We start from the raw sequence: 17492 nt of genomic DNA, 5'->3' as shown, positions 1-17492 counted from the left end.
GCCTGCAAAGGATCACGCCGCGCGCGCCAGCACGTCCTTCGCTGCGGCGGTGGTCGACAGGTCGAACACATCCACGGCATCGATCAATCGGTTCGCCTGCTGTTCCAGGCTGCGTGCGGCGGCACTGGCTTCTTCCACCAGCGCCGCATTCTGCTGGGTGGTGCCATCCATCTGGATCACCGTCTGGCTGACCTGTTCGATGCCCGCGCTCTGCTCCTGCGAGGCCGCCGATATCTCGGCCATGATGTCGGTCACGCGCTGCACCGACGCTACGATCTCGGCCATGGTGTCGCCGGCCTCGCGCACGCGCTGTGCGCCGTGGCCGACCTGTTCCACCGAGGCTTCGATCAGTGCCTTGATTTCCTTGGCGGCACCGGCCGAGCGCTGTGCCAGCGTGCGCACTTCGCTGGCCACCACGGCGAAGCCGCGACCCTGCTCACCGGCGCGTGCCGCTTCAACCGCCGCGTTCAGCGCCAGGATGTTGGTCTGGAACGCGATGCCATCGATCACACTGATGATCTCGGCGATCTGCCGCGACGAGGTCTCGATCGCGCCCATCGTCGCCACCACCTGGCCGACCACGCTGCCGCCCTGCGAGGCGACCGTGTGCGCGCCGATGGCCAGTTGGTTGGCCTGGCGTGCGTGCTCGGCGTTCTGGCGCACGGTGGAGGTCAGTTCCTCCATCGATGCGGCGGTCTCTTCCAGGTTGGCCGCCTGCTGTTCGGTGCGGCGCGACAGGTCGTTGTTGCCGGCGGCAATCTCCGCTGCCGCAGTGTGGATGCTGCCGGAGGCGTGCTTGATGTCGGTGACGATGGTCGCCAGCTGCGCGGCGGTGGTGTTGGCGTCGCCGGCGATGCGTGCGAACACGCCCTGGAAATCGCCGTGCATGCGCGCACCAAGGCGGCCATCGGCAATCGCGCGCAGCACGCCGGAGACCTCCCCCAGGTTCAACTCGGTGGTCTGCATCAGGCGGTTCAGGCCGTCGACCATCGCGCGGAAATCGTGTTCGAAGCGTGCGCTGTCGCCGCGCTGGCTGAAGTCACCGGCGGCAGCGGCTTCGGCCAGGCGGCGGATCTCGCCGTTGATCACGCCGAGATTGGCCTTGGCCGTATCCAATGCGTTGGTGATCACGGCCTTTTCGCCGGGCAGGCGTTCCATGTCCTGGCTGAGGTCACCGACGGCGTAGCGGCCCATGATCGCAATCGCACGCAGCTTTACCTGGATATGGGCATCGACCAATGCATTGCTGTCGGCGACCATTTCGCCGAATGCACCCGGGAACGCACTGGCATCCATGCGATGGCTGATGGTGCCGGCGTCATGCGCCTGCGCCATCGTCGCCTGTGCGTCCAGGACGCCACGCAGCGTGGACTGCACCGCCTGCATTGCCTGCGCGAGGCGACCGATCTCGTCGCGGCTGCGCACCTGCACCACGTGCTGCAGATCACCGGCGGCCACCGCACGCGCGGCGGCTTCCACCGCCAGCACCGGCTGCACTACCGCACGCCGCAACCACCAGGCCAGGCCCATCAACAGCAGCACGGCAGCCAGCACGGTCAGCGCTGCACACAGCAGCAGGGTCTGCCGCGCCTGCTGCGACCGTGCCGTCACCGCCGCTTCGGCCACCTGCGTGGCATGCGTGCTCAATGCATCCAGTGCCGTAGCCACAGGGCGATCCTTGCCGCGCACGAGGTTGTCGCCGGCGGCGGGATCGTAGCCGGCCTCCGCAAACGCCTGCAGGGCGGCGTGGTAGTCCTTCTGCAGTTGCGTGTGCAGGCCGATGAAGGCCTGTGCCAGTTCACGCGTGCGCGCGTCCGGACTGGTTGTGAGGCCCTTGGCCAGCTGCTCGACCAGGCGGCCCTCGCTGTCGAAGGCATCCAGATGGCGCTGGCGCAGCGCATCGTCGTGGCCGCGCAGCAGCACGTTCTTCCATTCCTGCACCTGGCCGCGGAACTCGCGTTGCAGGCGTTCTGCATCGCGGCTGTGCGCGACTTCGGGTGGAACTTCGGTGGACAGCTTCAACCAGGCGGAGGCCAGGCCCGCCAGTGCGCACAGCAGGACCACGGCCAGACCAACGGAAACCGCGCCGAGCAGCTTGGACTGCAGGCGCGGAGCACGGACAGACGCATTCATGGGGAAGCACTCTCGGGAAGGGGCACTGCGGTATCGACCCGCTACGCATGCGCTGAAGTGCGACGCGCATCACATTCGCGTTTCGTTTAGTGATGTGAAGGAGATGTTTCATAGGACAGATGTGTCCATATGGAACGAAAGCAGACCCTCGACAGAGGAACTAAATGTAACTAATGTTGTTACATGAAATCCGCGAACCCACTCTCCGACGCCCTGCACGTGATGGCGCACCTGGTCGGCCATACCGCCCCGCGCACGTCCGAACAGCTGGCGTCCTGCCTGCCGACCCATCCGGTGGTGATCCGTCGTCTGCTGGCACAGCTGCACAAGGCCGGCCTGGTGCGCAGCACCCGTGGTCACGGCGGCGGCAGTCAGCTGGCACGCGATGCCGCGGCGATCACCCTGCATGACATCTATCTGGCGGTGGGAGCATCGCCGCTGGTCCAGGTCGGCGCTCGCGATTCCGGCGGTGGCTGCCCGATCCAGCAGCTGGTCAACAGCGCCCTGCTCGAAGGCGCGCGCGAGGCGCAGCGGCTGCTTGAGCAGCGCCTGCAGGCGACCACGCTGGACCAGCTCGGCGCCGACTTCGCCCGCCATCTTGCCCATCACCGTTCCCTGGAAGGTCACCATGAATCCTGATGTGCTCATCGTCGGCGGCAGCTACGCCGGCATTGCCGCCGGCCTGATCCTGGCCCGTGCCCGTCGCCCGGTCACCGTCATCGATGCCGGTTCACCGCGCAATCGCTTCGCCAGTCATTCGCACGGGGTGCTGGGGCTGGATGGCATCAGTGGCGCCGATCTGCTGAAGACCGCGCGCCAGCAATTGCTGGATTACCCCACGGTGCGTTGGGTGCATGCCGAAGTGGAGCACGCCCGCACCACCGCCGAAGGCGTGGAAGTGCGTACCGCCGATGGTCAGGTGCTGGCCGCGCGCAAGCTGCTGCTGGCCAGCGGCATCGCCGACCAGCTGCCGGAACTGCCCGGACTGGCCGAGCGCTGGGGCAGCACCGTGCTGCACTGCCCCTACTGCCACGGCTATGAAGTCGGTGGTGGTGCCATCGGCCTGCTCGGCGGCCATCCGATGTCCGCCAGCAAGGCGCCGCTGTTCGCCGACTGGGGCAATGTCACGTTCTTCAGCATGGGTCTGGAGATCACCGATGAGGAACGCGCCGCCATGCAGCAGCGTGGCGTGCACATCGAGACGTCACCCGTGCTGGGTGTGCAGGGCGACCAGCCGACCTGGCTGGAAGTGGAGCTGGCCGACGGCCGCCGTATCGCCCAGCGGGCGTTGTTCGTGCCGGCTACCCAGGCGATGGCCACGCCGCTGGTGCAGCAGCTGGGGTGCACATTGGTCGAGAGCCCGCTGGGGGTGCTGATCGAGGTCGACATGATGAAGCAGACCTCGGTGCCGAACGTGTACGCCGCAGGCGATGCGACCACGGTCGGCAATATCACCCTGGCCACCGCCGAGGGCGTGCGTGCGGGGATCGGCGTGCATCATGCGCTGGTGGCCGAGGACAGCGTGCCGCGCTGACCCCCGACGCGACGTGCTGCTCTGGTAGATGCCGACCTTGGTCGGCGCCGTTTCATCGACGCATGGCGTGTTCATCGACGCATGGCGTGGAAGAGCAGTCGAGCAAGCTTGACTCTACGGATCCCGGGCATCCATTCGCCCGTGCCCGTCGAGCAGGTGCCGGCCTTGGCCGGCACCGTTCCATCATCCCTTCACGCACAGCACCTGGCGCAGGGTGTGCACCACGTCGACCAGGTCCAGCTGTGCGGCCATTACATCGTCGATCGACTTGTACGCGGCCGGTGACTCGTCCAGCACGCCGCTGTCCTTGCGGCATTCCACATGCGCGGTGGCCTCGCGGTGCTGGGCCAGCGTGATCTGCTGGCGCGCAGCGCCACGGCTCATTACCCGGCCGGCACCGTGGCTGCAGCTGTGGAAGCTGTCCGCGTTGCCCTTGCCACGCACGATGTAGCTGCGCGTGCCCATGCTGCCGGGAATGATGCCCAGCTCGCCCTCGCGCGCGCTGACCGCGCCCTTGCGCGTCACCAGCAGTTCCTGGCCGTGGTGTGTCTCCTTCTGCACGTAGTTGTGGTGGCAGTTCACCGCCATCGCTGCCAGCTGGAACTTCGGCAGCCGGTGGCGCATCTCGGCCAGCACCCGCGACATCATTGCCTCGCGGTTCTGCCGGGCGTAGTCCTGCGCCCACGACACCGCCTCGACGTAGTCATCGAACAGCGGCTCGCCTTCCATGAAGAACGCCAGGTCCTTGTCCGGCAGGTGGAAGCCGAGCAGGCGCCGGGCCAGTTCCTCGCGCGCCTTCTCGATGAAGTAGGTGCCGATCAGGTTGCCGGTGCCGCGCGATCCGCTGTGCAGCATCACCCACACCGTGTCCGTCTCGTCCAGGCACAGTTCGATGAAGTGGTTGCCTCCGCCCAGCGTACCCAGCTGGCGGTCGAGCTTGTCGGTGCGGATCCTGCGGTGCTTGTCCTTGATGTTCTCCAGGCCGGCGGCCAGCCCGGACTGCACCAGCCGCGTATGGATGCTGTCGGGCATGCGGTGGTGCTCGCCGCCGCGTCCGTTGCCGACCGGGATGCTGCGCTCGATGCTGTTGCGCAGCTGCCGCAGGTCATCGGGCAGGTCGTTGGCACGCAGCGTGGTACGCACCGCCGCCATGCCGCAGCCGATGTCGACGCCGACCGCGGCCGGGATGATCGCACCGCGGGTCGGGATCACCGAGCCCACGGTCGCGCCCTTGCCCAGGTGCACGTCCGGCATCACGGCCACCCACGGCCCGACGAACGGGATCGCGGCGATGTTGCGCAGCTGCTCATGCGCCTGCGCCTCCAGCGGCACACCGTTGACCCAGCCCTTGATCGGCGTGGTGCCCTCGGCGTGCAGCCATTGATAGTTCTGTTGAGTGTCCATGTCTTTGTGTTTGTCCTTGATGGGCCGGCGGCGCGTCCCTGCGCCGCCGCTACCCCCTACCTGATCGTCACCAGCTGCTTCAGCACGCCCTCCAGGCCGCCGAACACGGTGAGCGTGTCGATCTTCTCGGTGACCTTCTCCAGTGCCTCCAGCTCCTTCAAGCGCATCAGCACCGGGTTGTCCTCGATCAGCTTTGCGGTGTTGAGCTGCGAACGCGTGGCGTTGGCCTCCTCGCGACGGCGGATCACGCTGGCCTGGGCCTGCTTCTCGGCCAGCACCACACCGTTGAGGATCTCCTTCATCTCACCCGGCAGGATCACGTCCTTGATGCCCACGCCGAGCAGCCGCACGCCGTGGCCCTCGATCGCCGCCTGCACATGGGCGGCGATCTCGCCGTCCAGTGCGGCCTTGTCGCCCAGCAGCTCGTCCAGGCTGCGCGCGGCAATCGCCTGGCGCAGGCCGAACTGCAGCTGCCGGTAGACGAACTCGTCGGCATTGCTGAGCGTGCGGTGTGCACGCACCGGGTCGACCACCTGCACGGTCGCAGCCAGGTTCACCCGCAGGGTCACCTTGTCGCGGCTGAGCAGTTCCTGGCCGGACACGTCCAGCGAACGGGCACGCAGCTCCACACGCTCCACCGATACGTTGCCGTTGAAGTTCCAGAACGCGTGCAGGCCGGCGTCCAGCGTCTGCCGCAGCGTGCCATCGATGAACAGCAGGCCGACCGACTCGCTCGGCACGGTGCTGATCACCGCCACACGCGGCAGCACGCCCAACTGGCCCAGGCGCTGCTGCACGTCCGCCGGAATGCGCGGCTCGTCACCCAACGCCATTACCTGCACCTGGGTATCGACCGAACCGCGCCAGTACAGACGGCGGCTGCCCGGCGGCAGCACTTCATCGATGCGGCCGTTGCGCAGCAACAGGCCGACCTCGCTGGCGCCGACGTTGGCCAGCACGAAGTGCGTGTCCAGCTGTGCGCCCAGCGCTTCGATCAGGCTGTCCTGGTCGCTGCCGGTGTAGGCCGCGCCCTTGGATGCGGTGTGGATGTCCACGTGCGGTCGGCCGCCGAACGGCGACAGGCGGTGCACGCCCGGCAGCAGGATCTGCTGGAAACGACGGTTGCGATACACCAGGCCGCGCTCGCCGTCGCCGATCACGACCTTGATGGTCCAGAACATGGGAGTCTCTCCTTGTATGGCTCTGGTGGTTCGACCCGTTGCGGATGAATCGCCATGACCCGGGTCGATCCGGTCGTGGCGAGGCTGCCTGCACATCACGTGCAGGCAGCGGAAGAGGGCGGCCATCGGCGGACGGTCCGCGCGCGGAGCCTTCGATGCGCCGGCAGTGCTGCCATCGTCGTTCCCGGCAGGCAGCACCGGTGCGGAACGTGGCTGGCAGTGGCGGCGGGCCGGGGCCCGGCGTGCGGTCCGTTGCCTTCCACGTTCCTGCCCGAAGGCGATGTCGGTGGACGGCGACGATGGCCGCTGGGGCTTGCGCCCCGGGTGTTGCTTCAAGTCATGACGTGAGAGGTCATGTGGTTGGAGTGGGAGTCGAACCCACGACAGACGGAATCAGGATCCGTTGCTCTACCCGACTGAGCTATCCAGTGGTGAACCGCGCGGAATCGAACCGCGTACCGGCGAACCGGTGCCTGCCTCCAGCAGGCGATCCAGGCGATGGCATGTCCGCGACCTCCGGCATACGCCACGGCAATGCCGCGCGCACCAGCCCGTGGTGGAAACGGGACCGTTGGAGAATCGAGGGTGCAGGCCGCCGACATTATCGCGAGCGATAATGTTTGGGTGCGATGCAGATAATGTCCAGGCGCTGCCGATCGCGCGAAGTAAATCCTTCGGCGGGGCGGGAGAAACCTGGGTCAGCGAGCGGCGGGTTGCCGCGCGGGGTGCAGTTCTGGCATCGCGGGTCCTTGTGCCGACGCAAACGAAAACGCCCCCGGGACTTGCGTTCCGAGGGCGTCGTCAAGCCTCGGAGATCGGGGTGGCCGATCTCCGCAGGGCGGGTATCAGGCCGTTGTCAGCTGGACTTCCTTGCCGAACGCGCGCGCCAGCACGTCCATGCGCAGGCATGGCAGCAGTTTGGCGATGGCGACGGAATGCGCGTTCAAGGGAAGTTTCCAGTGGTTGTTGAAACGAGGTGCGCACGATAAACCACGATTTATTCGTGCGCAACCATTTTGTTCAATTATTTTCTTCTTTACCGCGCAATGCCGGCCAGCGGCCGGCACTACCGGACTGTGCAATGCCGGCCAGCGGCCGGCACTACCGGGTCTCAAGCTTCCGCGCTGGCGGCATCCAGCTGTGCGACATCCTGCACGCTCAGCGACACGTTGGCTGCGGCCAGCAGATCGTGCAGCTGCTCGACGCTGGTGGCGCTGACGATCGGCGCGGTGATCGACGGCCGTGCGATCTGCCATGCCAGTGCGATCTGCGCGGCACTGGCGCCGTGCTTGCTGGCCACGTCATCCAGTGCCTGCAGGATGCGCAGGCCACGCGGATTCAGATAGCGCTTCACCACGTTCTCGCCACGCGCCGGGCTCTTGGCCGCATCGGCCGGCGTGCGGTATTTGCCGCTGAGGAAGCCACTGGCCAGCGCGTAGTAGCCGATCACGCCGATCTGTTCACGCTGCACCAGCGGTTCCAGCTCCTTCTCGTAGCCGGCGCGGTCGTACAGGTTGTACTCGGGCTGCAGGGTTTCGTAACGCGGCAGCTTGTAGTCGGTGGATACCTTCAGCGCATCGGCCAGGCGCGTGGCGCTGTAGTTGGAGGCACCGATCGCGCGCACCTTGCCGGCTTCGATCAGCCGGCCGAATGCGGCCAGGGTCGCTTCCAGCGGCGTTGACTCGTCATCCTCGTGGGCCTGGTACAGATCGATCACGTCGGTCTGCAGGCGGCGCAGCGAATCTTCCACCGCGGCGTTGATGTTGTCCGGGGTCAGGCCGGGGCGTTCGGCCCACTTGGCCACCTTGGTTGCCAGCACCACCTTGTCGCGCTTGCCGCTGCGGGCGAACCACTTGCCGATCAGCGTTTCCGATTCGCCACCGGCATTGCCCGGCACCCAGGCCGAATACACATCGGCGGTGTCGACCAGGTTGAAGCCGGCGTCGACGAAGGCATCGAGCAGGGCGAAGCTGGCCTTCTCATCGGCGCTCCAGCCGAACACGTTGCCACCGAAGGCGAGCGGACGTACATGCAGGCCGGAACGGCCCAGTTCGCGGGTTGCCGTCATGGGCACGGACTCCTTGGGGGAAGTGCTCCAGAATAAAACGCGTTGTGTGACCGTGCTGCGGCGGTGACCACAAAACAGTGTTCCGCGATACGCACGCAGCTAACGTTTTGTGAACACCTGGGACGCCGCGGCTGCTAGTCTCGCCGCATCTTCCGCTGGAGTCGCTCCGATGATGCCTGCTTCGTCCCTGCTTGGTTGCCGCCTGCTGCTTGCTTCGGCCCTGCTTGCCGCTGTTCCCGCGTTCGCCGCACCGGCCACGGTGGCACCGGCGAAGATCCAGGTCTCACCGGCCATCGATGCGGCGGTGAAAGCGTCGACCCGTGATGCCAACAACGTCAAGCGCGATGGCTTCCGTCATCCGGCGCAGACGCTGTCGTTCTTCAAGGTGACGCCGGAAAAGACCGTCATCGAGATCACCCCCGGCAACGGCTGGTACTCGGAGATCCTGGCGCCGCTGCTGCATGACAAGGGCCATTACATTGCTGCCGTGGTCGATCCGATGGCGGTTGCCGAAGGGCGCGGCCGTGACTACCAGCAGCGCAGCCGCGACAGCCTGGAAAAGAAGTACGCCGGTGCGCCGGCACAGTTCGGCAAGACCGCCGTGGTGGCCTACGATCCGGCCAAGCCGGTGTTCGGCCCGGCCAGTTCAGCCGACGTGGTGCTGACCTTCCGCAACGTGCACAACTGGCGCAAGGCCGGCCAGGCACAGGGCATGTTCCAGGGCTTCTTCAACGTGCTCAAGCCGGGCGGCGTGCTGGGCGTGGTCGAGCACCGCGCCAAGGCCGACGTGGCCGACGACGATAACACCGGCTATGTCGGTCAGCAGCAGGTGATTGCGATGGCCGAGGCCGCCGGCTTCAAGCTGGACGCGCGCAGCGAGGTCAACGCCAACCCGCGCGACACCAAGGACCACCCGAACGGCGTGTGGACGCTGCCGCCGACCAATCAGCACGACAAGGCCGATGATGCGAAGTACCAGGGGATCGGCGAAAGCGACCGCATGACCCTGCGCTTCATCAAGCCGTAAAGGGGGGCGCCGGGCCGTGCCTGGTGAGCGCGCAGCGCGGTGTCGGGCGGAATGGGTAGCGGCCGGGCAATGCCCGGCGCTGCCACCAATGGAGTGTGCTGTTGAAGAAAGTGCTGTACTTCGCCTTCGCATTGATGGCGCTGCCGCGGTTGTACGACTTCGTGTTCCATGCGGGTCACGTGCATGATCTCGTGGCAGCGGCAGGTTTTGCGGTGCTGCTCGTGGGTTGCCTGTGGGACGAACGTGCGCGCAGGGCCTGCCCGCCGGTAGCGCGGCTACGGTATCGCGCCAACGCTGCCGCCACGTGCGGCGCCGTGGTGGTGCTCGTTGCGCTGTTGATGGAAAGGAAGGTCTTCGGCTGAGTGGTGATCGCGGCGGCGATGCGGGAATGGGACAATGCCCCACCCGCCGACTGCCGTGCCCGCAATGCTGATCGCCTTCAACAAGCCCTTCAACGTGCTCTGCCAGTTCACCGACCGCAGCGTACCGCCGCGGCCGACGCTGGCCGGGTTCGGCCTGCCGCCGCGCGTGTATGCCGCCGGTCGCCTGGACCATGACAGCGAGGGCCTGCTGCTGCTGACGGATAACGGCACGCTGGCGCACAAGCTGACCGACCCGAAGCACAAGGCCGGCAAGACCTACTGGGTGCAGGTGGAAGGCATGCCCAGCGACGAACAGCTGCAGCAGCTGCGCGAAGGCGTGGTGCTCAATGACGGGCCGACCCTGCCGGCGAAGATCGAGCGCCTCGATCCGGCGCCGTCGCTGTGGACACGCGATCCGCCGGTGCGCTTCCGCAAGACCGTGCCCGATGCCTGGTTGGCGATCACGATCCGGGAAGGCCGCAACCGGCAGGTGCGGCGGATGACCGCGGCGGTGAACCTGCCGACGCTGCGGCTGGTCCGCGTGTCGATGGGGCCTTACCGGCTGGACGACCTGCAGCCGGGGCAGTGGCGGCAGATCGGTTGATGCAGAAAGGGCCGGATACCTTCCGGTGTCCGGCCCTCATGTAGTGCCTTGGGGTCAGAGTCCTTCCTGTGGAAAGGATCCGACCCCGGCAGGCTCAGGCGTCGCTGCCGATATCGCTGTGCTCGTCCACCACGGTGTCGTTGCGGCGGTCACGTGCGTTGATCCGCTGCGCCTGCCCATTCACCACGTGGCCATTGGCGGCCTTCTTCTTCTGCTGCTTGCGGTACAGCGCGTAGCCGAGCAGGCCTACACCGACCGCAGCGGCGGCCACGGCCACTGCCGGATTGCGGCGCACGAACTTGGTTGCGGCCTTGCCGCCGGTCTTCACTGCGCCGATGGCGGCGCCGGTCTTGATCCAGTCCGCATTGCGCAGGCTGCCACCGGCGCTCTTCAGGCCATCGCCGGCGGTGTGGGCCAGCTCCAGGGCGCGCTCCAGAGCGCGGTCGGTGATTACGGTCAGCTTGCTCATGCGGGGGTCCTTTGCCTCGGGTCGAAGTCCAGTGTCGCGTGTTGCCCGTAAACGGTATGTCAGTCGAGGTCACACGTGGCGTGACTTTACCGCAGCCATTCAGGATCAGGCAGGGTCCGCAGCCGGCCCCACCGGTCAGGTCCCGCGCGGCTTGGCCCGATGGGTGGCAGTCGCCGTCCACGGGTCATCCGGCCACGGATGGCGCGGGTAGCGGCCCTTCATTTCCTTTTTCACTTCCGCGTAGGTGTTTTCCCAGAAATTGCGCAGGTCCTGGGTGACCTGCAGTGGGCGGCCACCGGGCGAGAGCAGGTGCAGGGTAAGCGGCACGCGGCCGTCGGCGATGCGCGGGGTGTCAGCCAGGCCGAACAGTTCCTGCAGCTTCACCGCCAGCACCGGCGGCAGCGGTTCGCCGCTCTCGCTGTCCAATGCGTAGGTGATCGGCCGTTCCAAGCCTGAAGGCACGGTGATGCGGGTCGGCGCATGGCGCTCGACCAGCTGCCGTTGTGACCATTCCAGCGGCGACTTCAGTGCCTCGCCGAAACTGGCCTCATCCAGCGCATCCAGGCGGCTCTTGCCGGCGAATGCCGGTTGCAGCCACTGCGCACGGTTGGCCAGCAGGGCCGCGTCGCTGCAGTCGGGCAGATCCAGCTCCGGCATCCAGCGGCGCAGCGATTCCACCCGTGCCTGCCACTGGCGCAGGCCTTCGGTCCATGGCAGTGCCTGCAGGCCGAGCTCGGCCACCGCGTCGGTCAGCGCCTGCGCGGCGTGCTGCGGATCGACCCGGCCGGCCGAGCGGCTGTCCAGCACGATGCGGTCGAAACGGGTCTCGCGCAGGGCCACCAGGGCGCGGCGTTCACTGTCCCAACGCACCACATCGTCGGTGACGAAGCGCTCCGGCCACGCTTTGCGCAAGGCACCTTCGTCCACCGGTGCAGCGCGCAGCAGCAATGCATCGCGTGCTTCGAAGCGCAGTTCACTGGCGACCAGCCACGGCTCGCCGCGCAGGTCGCTCAGTTCGTGCAGGCGTGCGCTGCGGCCATTGGCCAGCAGGTAGCGCAATGGATCGTTGGGGTGCTGGGAGCCGATGCGATCAGGGAAGGCATGTGCGAGCAGGTCACCGAGCTCATGGGCCTCGACGCTGGCCGGCGGTGCGGTTTCGCAGCGCAGGCGTCGGCGCCACTGCTTGGCGGCTGCATCGATGGCGGCCAGTCCGCTGCGATTGGCGTCGCCCGGTACACGCCCATTGCGGAACGCCGCCAGTGCACGCCATCGCGCAGCCAGCGCGTCGCCGCCCTGGCGCAACGGATCGCGCGCTTCAAGGAGCGCGGCCAGATCCGCCGCCAGTGCCTGCGCGCGTGCATCGGGCGCTGCCAGCAGCATCGCCGCCATGCGCGGGTGTGTACCCAGCGCCAGCACGCGGCGGCCGAGCGCGGTGATCGCACCGCTGCTGGACAGGGCGCCGAGCCGTTGCAGCAGTTCGCGTGCCGCGCCCATCGGGCCGGCCGGCGGCGGGTCGAGGAAGCGCAGGTCGCTGCTGCCCCAGGCCGCCAGTTCCAGTGCCAGTCCGGCCAGTTCCACCTGGTCGATCTCGGCGCGGCGCTGCGGTTCCAACCGCTGCGACTGCGGCCACAGCCGCCAGGCCATGCCCTCGGCCACGCGTCCGGCACGGCCGGCACGCTGGTCGGCCGAGGCCTGCGCGATCGCCACCACGTCCAGCCGGGTGAAGCCGCTGTTGGGGTCGTAGCGCGGTTCGCGCGCCTGGCCGCTGTCGATCACCACACGCACGCCGGGCAGGGTCACCGAGGATTCGGCCACGTTGGTGGCCAACACTACGCGGCGGCGACCGTCGCTGGCGGCCTGCAATACGCGCGCCTGCTGTTCCACCGGTAGTTCACCGTGCAGGGCCAGCACTTCGATTCCGGCGTCCAGCGATTCCTGCAGTCCAGCTTGCACGCGCGCGATTTCGCGCTGGCCGGGCAGGAACACCAGCAGGTCGCCGGGGTGTTCGGCCAGCGCCTGCTGCACCGCGCGGCGCACCTGCAGCTCCAGCGCTTCATCGCGGCGCGCCGGGAAATGGCTGATCGCCACCGGGTAGCTGCGGCCCTCGCTGCTCAGTCGCGGCGCATCGAGGAAGCGTGCCAGGCGCTCGCCATCCAGCGTGGCCGACATCACCACCAGGCGCAGGTCATCGCGTAGCTGTGCCTGGACGTCCAGCGCCAGTGCCAGGCCCAGATCGCCGCTGAGATGGCGCTCGTGGAATTCGTCGAACAGGATCGCACCGACGGCTTCCAGCATCGGGTCGTCCTGCAGCATGCGGGTGAGGATGCCTTCGGTGACGACTTCAATGCGGGTGCGTGCCGAAACCTTGTTCTCGAAGCGGATGCGGTAGCCGACGGTGCCGCCCACCTCTTCGCCCAGCTGCCGCGCCATGAACAGCGCGGCGCTGCGTGCGGCGACCCGGCGCGGTTCCAGCAGGATGATCTTCCGCCCCTGCAGCCACGGTGCATCGAGCAGCGCCAGCGGCACCTGGGTGGTCTTGCCGGCGCCGGGCGGTGCCTCCAGCACCAGCCGCGGCTGCGCGGCGAGGTGCTGCTGGATCTGCGGCAGCAGCGGGGAAATAGGGAAGAGCGGGGCGTTCATGTGTAAAGGATAAGGGGCCACGGCGGGCGCAGGTACAATGCGCGGGCACTTTTCCCCCGCGATGACCATGCACCTGATCGATATCGGCGCCAACCTGACCCACGACTCCTTCGACCGCGACCGCGATGCCGTGCTGGACCGCGCGCGCCAGGCCGGCGTGGTGCAGATGGTCATCACCGGTGCCAGCCGCGAGCACTCACCGCTGGCCCTGCAGCTGGCACAGCAGCACCCGGGCTTCCTGTATGCCACCGCCGGCGTGCACCCGCATCACGCGGTGGAGTACACCGAGGAATGTGATGCCGAGATGCGCGCGCTGCATGCGCACCCGGAAGTGGTGGCCGTGGGCGAATGCGGCCTGGACTACTTCCGTGATTTCTCGCCGCGCCCTGCGCAGCACCGCGCGTTCGAGCGCCAGCTGCAGCTGGCCGCTGAGAATGGGAAGCCGCTATTCCTGCACCAGCGCGATGCGCACGCCGACTTCATGGCACAGATGAAGAACTTCGAGGGCCGCGTCGGCCCGGCGGTGGTGCACTGCTTCACCGGCGAGCGCGACGAGCTGTTCGACTACCTGGACCAGGACTGGTACATCGGCATCACCGGCTGGCTGTGCGACGAGCGCCGTGGCGCGCACCTGCGCGAGCTGGTGAAAAACATCCCGGCCAACCGCCTGATGATCGAGACCGACGCACCGTACCTGCTGCCGCGCACGCTGAAGCCGATGCCGAAGGACCGCCGCAACGAACCGATGTTCCTCTCGCACATCGTCGAGGAGCTGGCGCGCGACCGTGGCGAGGACGTGGCGGTGACGGCGGCCAATGCCACGGCGGCCACGCGCACTTTCTTCCGGCTGCCCGACGCCGGTTGATGGTAGTGCCGGCCGCTGGCCGGCAACAGCATGAATGCCGCAATCATCGTGCGATTGCCGGCCAGCGGCGGGCACTACCGGAGTAGGTCGCGCAGGCCTTCACGGTAGCTGGGGAACCGCGGCGCCCACCCCAGCGCCGCACGCGTGCCGCGGCTGTCGATGCGCTTGTTGCTCTCGTAGAAGCGTCGCAGTGTCAGGCTCAGTGCCGGGTCATCCCAGGCCACGGCCGGCGGCAGCGCAAACCCACCCAGCTGTGCAGCGAAGGCCAGCACGTCCTGCGGCGCTGCCGGCTCGTCATCACTGGGCAGGTACAAACCTTGTGCGGTGGGCCGCTGCATCGCGGCGATGATCACCGCGACAAGATCCTCCACATGCAGGCGGTTGAACACCAACCCGGGCCGCACCACGTGGCGTGCACGCCCCTGCGCCAACTGCATCAGCGCATTGCGACCCGGCCCGTACAGCCCGGGCAGACGGAACACCGCCGAAGCGATGCCGCGTTCTTCCGCCAACAGACGCCACTGGTTTTCCGCGAGGCGGCGCTGCACGCCGACCGCATCAGCGGCATCGGCCGCGCTGCACTCGTCGATCCAACCGCCGGCGCGGTCGGCATACACCGAGGTCGACGACAGATAGCCGACCCAGCGCAATGCCGGGCTGGCCTGCAGCGTGGGCAACAACAGGCGCAGTGCCGGGTCACCCTCGGCATCGGGCGGCACGCTGCACAGCACGGCCTCGGCATGCGCGATCTCATCGAGCAGGGCGGGCGACGGTGGCATGTCAGCTCGCAGCTGATGGCGCGGCAGGCCATCGTGCGGTGCCGACGCCGGGTCGCGCACCGTGCCGGCCACGTGTACGCCCAACGCCCGCAGATGCGTAGCCAGCACGCACCCGCTCCAGCCCATGCCGAGGATCAGCACCCGCGCCGGCAGCACGTTGGTCTGCAACGCGGCGCTCACGCGCTGCGCAGCGCCTGGTAGGCCTGCAGGCTGCTGTAGGCGACCTGCAGCAGCAGAGCTTCCTGGTCGGCCTTGCGCGCGCGCGCCAGCATGTCGCCGACGATCTGTTCTGCCTCCACCTGCTGGCCGGCTTCCAGATCGCGCAGCATCGAAGCCTTCAACGCAGAGCCGGCCTGGGTCAGGGTGCCGCGTGCGGTGTCCTGCGCAGCATCGGGAATCGGCTCACCGGCAGCTTCGGCCACGGCCAGGCATTCGTCGTACAGGCCACGCACGATCGCCTCGCCATCATCGGTGGCGACGATGCTGCCGATATCCGCGCGCAGCAGGCAGGTCGAGGCGGCCAGCGCGGTCAGGAAGGTGTACTTGATCCACTGTTCCTGGCCAATGTGCTCGCTGGCCAGATGATCGAGGTTGGCCTGCACGCAGGCGGCGGCGAAGGCACGCACGCGTTCGGAGATGGCACCGCTGTCGCGCTCGCCGAAGGTGAGCTTGGCCGGCTTGCCCAAGTGCAGCACGGCGCCGTTGGGGGCCTTGGTGGCGCTGATGAAGCACAGGCCGCCGAGCACAGCGTCGCGGCCGAAGCGCAGCTCCAGCGCGTTGTAGTGATGCAGACCGTTGAGGATCGGCAGCACGGTGGTGTTCGCGCCCACGGCCGGAGCGATGGCATCGATCGAGCTGTCCAAGTCGTAGGCCTTGCAGCTGAGGATGACCAGGTCGAACGGCTTCTGTGCGGCAAGCGCGGGAAGGGCGTCGGCGGTGACGTGCTGCACCGGGAAGCTGGCGTCGCCGAGCGGGCTGCGGATGACCAGGCCATCGCGGTCCAGCTGGGCGGCGCGTGCGGGGCGCACCAGGAAGGTCACATCTACGCCGGCCTGGGCCAGGCGACCGCCGAAGTAACCGCCGGTACCGCCGGCGCCGAGGATCAGGATGCGCATTGCACGTTCACCGTTTTCTGGGGAATCAGGAGTGCGATTGTGCCGGAGATTGCGGCCAACGGCGGAGCCCCTCGTGGTGGTTCGTGCAGTTGGTTTCATGAGCTGGGCCGTGTGCGCTGGGTTCGCGGGGGACGCCGTGAACCCGTCCATGGGGGCTTAGCCGCGCCATCCATGGCGCGGATACCCCCGCGAATCCAGCGCACACGGCCCCTGACAGTTTCCGGGCGCGGCCACCACGGAAAGCAGATCAGAAGCGAAGGCGGAAGCGGGTCGCTCGCTGCGCGAGCTCGTGTAGAGCGGTGCTCAGGGTAGTTGTTCGCTGAAGTCTTCGGTGTAGCCCAATAGCAGTGTGGTGCGGGTGGCCAGCGTTGCAGCCAGTTGTGACCACGTGTCGTGCGTTCCGGCCGCGTAGACGCGCTGCAGGTCCGCGACCAACGCGCCCGCCTCTGCAGGCGACGGTGCGCGGTCGCGCTGGAAACCGAGCCACGATGCGCCGAGTCCGAACAGGCGGTAGTCGTAGCGCTCCTGCAGATGCCGGATCAGGGTGTGGTTCTGGAAGATGTCCCAGTCCGCGCTGAAGTAGCCGTTGGGCAGGGCGGCAATCAGCAGGTCGTCACTGGCTACGGGTACCTGCTGCACGCAGATCACGTCATCGATGATGAGATCAGGTGTCGCATTGGCAGCGACCAGCGCCTCGATGTCCTCGTCGCTGCACATCAACGTACCCGCCAGCGCTGTCCACTGCAGCCGATGCGTGGAATGCTCAAGCTGCGCGACGACGTGCGCCAGCAACCGCTCGCGTGCCGCCAACGCATCTTCCGGCGTCGCCGGGTCTTCGTCCTCGTACAGCGCGATGCGCTCGTCGTCCGACGCGTGCATGCTGGTGTAGCGGCACTGGCCGACTTCGTCGAGCGTGCACAGATAACGATGAAGGGGATCAGCCGCCTGCAGCGAGGCCAGGCAATCCAGCACCTCATCCAGCATGGGCGAATCGCTCAGCAGGACATGGCTGAACGCATCGATCGGACCATCCGACACGGCCTTGTCCAACGGAATGGGAGTGATCTTCATCGCCACAGCCTAGCCGTAATCCGAAACGAAAAGAGCCAAGCATCAGCTTGGCTCTACAGGAACGCTTCATCCACGCATGGCGTGGATCTACCGTGTCGACCAAGGTCGACACCTACCAACAGCAGCGGAGAACATCGTCCCGACAGATCGCCGGAAACTGTCGAAGGCGGGGTGGGTCCGGTTGCGGGGGCGTGAGCCGCATGGATGCGGCGACCGAGCTTACATGGACGTACTTGCAGC

The 17492-nt window shown here is 67.4% G+C and carries 15 protein-coding genes and 1 tRNA gene; 6 read left to right on the top strand and 10 right to left on the bottom strand.

All coding sequences use genetic code 11. The features are described 5' to 3' along the window. Positions 1-12: 12 nt before the first annotated feature. Positions 13-2133, bottom strand: a complete 2121-nt coding sequence (locus tag D7Y61_RS12265; protein ID WP_180866470.1) for a methyl-accepting chemotaxis protein — start codon at positions 2131-2133, stop codon at positions 13-15. A gap of 183 nt (positions 2134-2316) precedes the next feature. Between D7Y61_RS12265 and D7Y61_RS12260 the strand changes: the two genes are divergently transcribed. Next, entirely contained in the window at positions 2317-2772 is a 456-nt protein-coding gene (locus D7Y61_RS12260) for an Rrf2 family transcriptional regulator (RefSeq protein WP_180866469.1), read from the top strand. After that, positions 2762-3667, top strand: a complete 906-nt coding sequence (locus D7Y61_RS12255) for an NAD(P)/FAD-dependent oxidoreductase (RefSeq protein WP_180866468.1) — start codon at positions 2762-2764, stop codon at positions 3665-3667. The genes D7Y61_RS12260 and D7Y61_RS12255 overlap by 11 nt, the downstream gene beginning before the upstream one ends. A 183-nt stretch (positions 3668-3850) precedes the next feature. On the opposite strand, the gene D7Y61_RS12250 is transcribed toward D7Y61_RS12255, so the two are convergent. The 4 genes from D7Y61_RS12250 to D7Y61_RS12235 all read right to left on the bottom strand — a co-directional run bounded on the left by D7Y61_RS12250 (position 3851) and on the right by D7Y61_RS12235 (position 8320). Further along, positions 3851-5071, bottom strand: coding sequence for an RtcB family protein (locus D7Y61_RS12250; RefSeq protein WP_180866467.1), 1221 nt, complete (start codon positions 5069-5071; stop codon positions 3851-3853). A gap of 56 nt (positions 5072-5127) precedes the next feature. Continuing rightward, complete coding sequence (locus tag D7Y61_RS12245) at positions 5128-6252, bottom strand: slipin family protein (protein ID WP_180866466.1); 1125 nt, start codon at positions 6250-6252, stop codon at positions 5128-5130. Positions 6253-6609: 357 nt separating this feature from the next. Further along, a tRNA-Gln gene (locus tag D7Y61_RS12240) sits at positions 6610-6680 on the bottom strand. 683 nt (positions 6681-7363) lie between these two features. Then, positions 7364-8320 (bottom strand): aldo/keto reductase, encoded by a 957-nt coding sequence (locus tag D7Y61_RS12235; RefSeq protein WP_180866465.1) that lies wholly within the window; start codon positions 8318-8320, stop codon positions 7364-7366. Between the two features lie 169 nt (positions 8321-8489). Here D7Y61_RS12235 and D7Y61_RS12230 point away from each other — a divergent pair, with 169 nt between their 5' ends. From D7Y61_RS12230 to D7Y61_RS12220, 3 genes are all read left to right on the top strand, one after another. Further along, entirely contained in the window at positions 8490-9347 is an 858-nt protein-coding gene (locus D7Y61_RS12230; protein WP_180866464.1) for a class I SAM-dependent methyltransferase, read from the top strand. Between the two features lie 95 nt (positions 9348-9442). After that, positions 9443-9709 (top strand): hypothetical protein, encoded by a 267-nt coding sequence (locus D7Y61_RS12225; RefSeq protein ID WP_012481577.1) that lies wholly within the window; start codon positions 9443-9445, stop codon positions 9707-9709. Positions 9710-9773: 64 nt separating this feature from the next. Further along, positions 9774-10313: a pseudouridine synthase gene (locus D7Y61_RS12220; protein ID WP_180866537.1), complete on the top strand. Its 540-nt coding sequence runs from the start codon at positions 9774-9776 to the stop codon at positions 10311-10313. A gap of 94 nt (positions 10314-10407) precedes the next feature. On the opposite strand, the gene D7Y61_RS12215 is transcribed toward D7Y61_RS12220, so the two are convergent. Then, positions 10408-10782, bottom strand: coding sequence for a hypothetical protein (locus D7Y61_RS12215; RefSeq protein ID WP_019336760.1), 375 nt, complete (start codon positions 10780-10782; stop codon positions 10408-10410). 135 nt (positions 10783-10917) lie between these two features. Next, on the bottom strand, positions 10918-13422 hold the full coding sequence (gene hrpB, locus D7Y61_RS12210) for an ATP-dependent helicase HrpB (RefSeq protein ID WP_180866463.1): 2505 nt from the start codon (positions 13420-13422) through the stop codon (positions 10918-10920). Between the two features lie 67 nt (positions 13423-13489). On the opposite strand from hrpB, the gene D7Y61_RS12205 reads away from it, so the two are divergent. Next, positions 13490-14287 carry a TatD family hydrolase gene (locus tag D7Y61_RS12205; protein WP_180866462.1) on the top strand — a complete coding sequence of 266 codons (798 nt, stop codon included), beginning with the start codon at positions 13490-13492 and terminating at the stop codon, positions 14285-14287. Positions 14288-14361: 74 nt separating this feature from the next. Here the strand turns inward: D7Y61_RS12205 and D7Y61_RS12200 are convergent, their stop codons facing one another. The 3 genes from D7Y61_RS12200 to D7Y61_RS12190 all read right to left on the bottom strand — a co-directional run bounded on the left by D7Y61_RS12200 (position 14362) and on the right by D7Y61_RS12190 (position 17252). Then, complete coding sequence (locus D7Y61_RS12200) at positions 14362-15192, bottom strand: epimerase (RefSeq protein WP_180866536.1); 831 nt, start codon at positions 15190-15192, stop codon at positions 14362-14364. 50 nt (positions 15193-15242) lie between these two features. Continuing rightward, positions 15243-16181 (bottom strand): 2-dehydropantoate 2-reductase, encoded by a 939-nt coding sequence (gene panE / locus D7Y61_RS12195; RefSeq protein ID WP_180866461.1) that lies wholly within the window; start codon positions 16179-16181, stop codon positions 15243-15245. Positions 16182-16484: 303 nt separating this feature from the next. Then, a complete protein-coding gene (locus D7Y61_RS12190; RefSeq protein WP_180866460.1) occupies positions 16485-17252 on the bottom strand; it encodes a hypothetical protein in 768 nt (255 codons plus the stop codon). Positions 17253-17492 lie beyond the last annotated feature (240 nt).

The organism is Stenotrophomonas maltophilia, assembly GCF_013464485.1.
Classification (GTDB): Bacteria; Pseudomonadota; Gammaproteobacteria; order Xanthomonadales; family Xanthomonadaceae; genus Stenotrophomonas; species Stenotrophomonas maltophilia_AW.
This window is presented reverse-complemented; position numbering and strand designations above follow the sequence as displayed.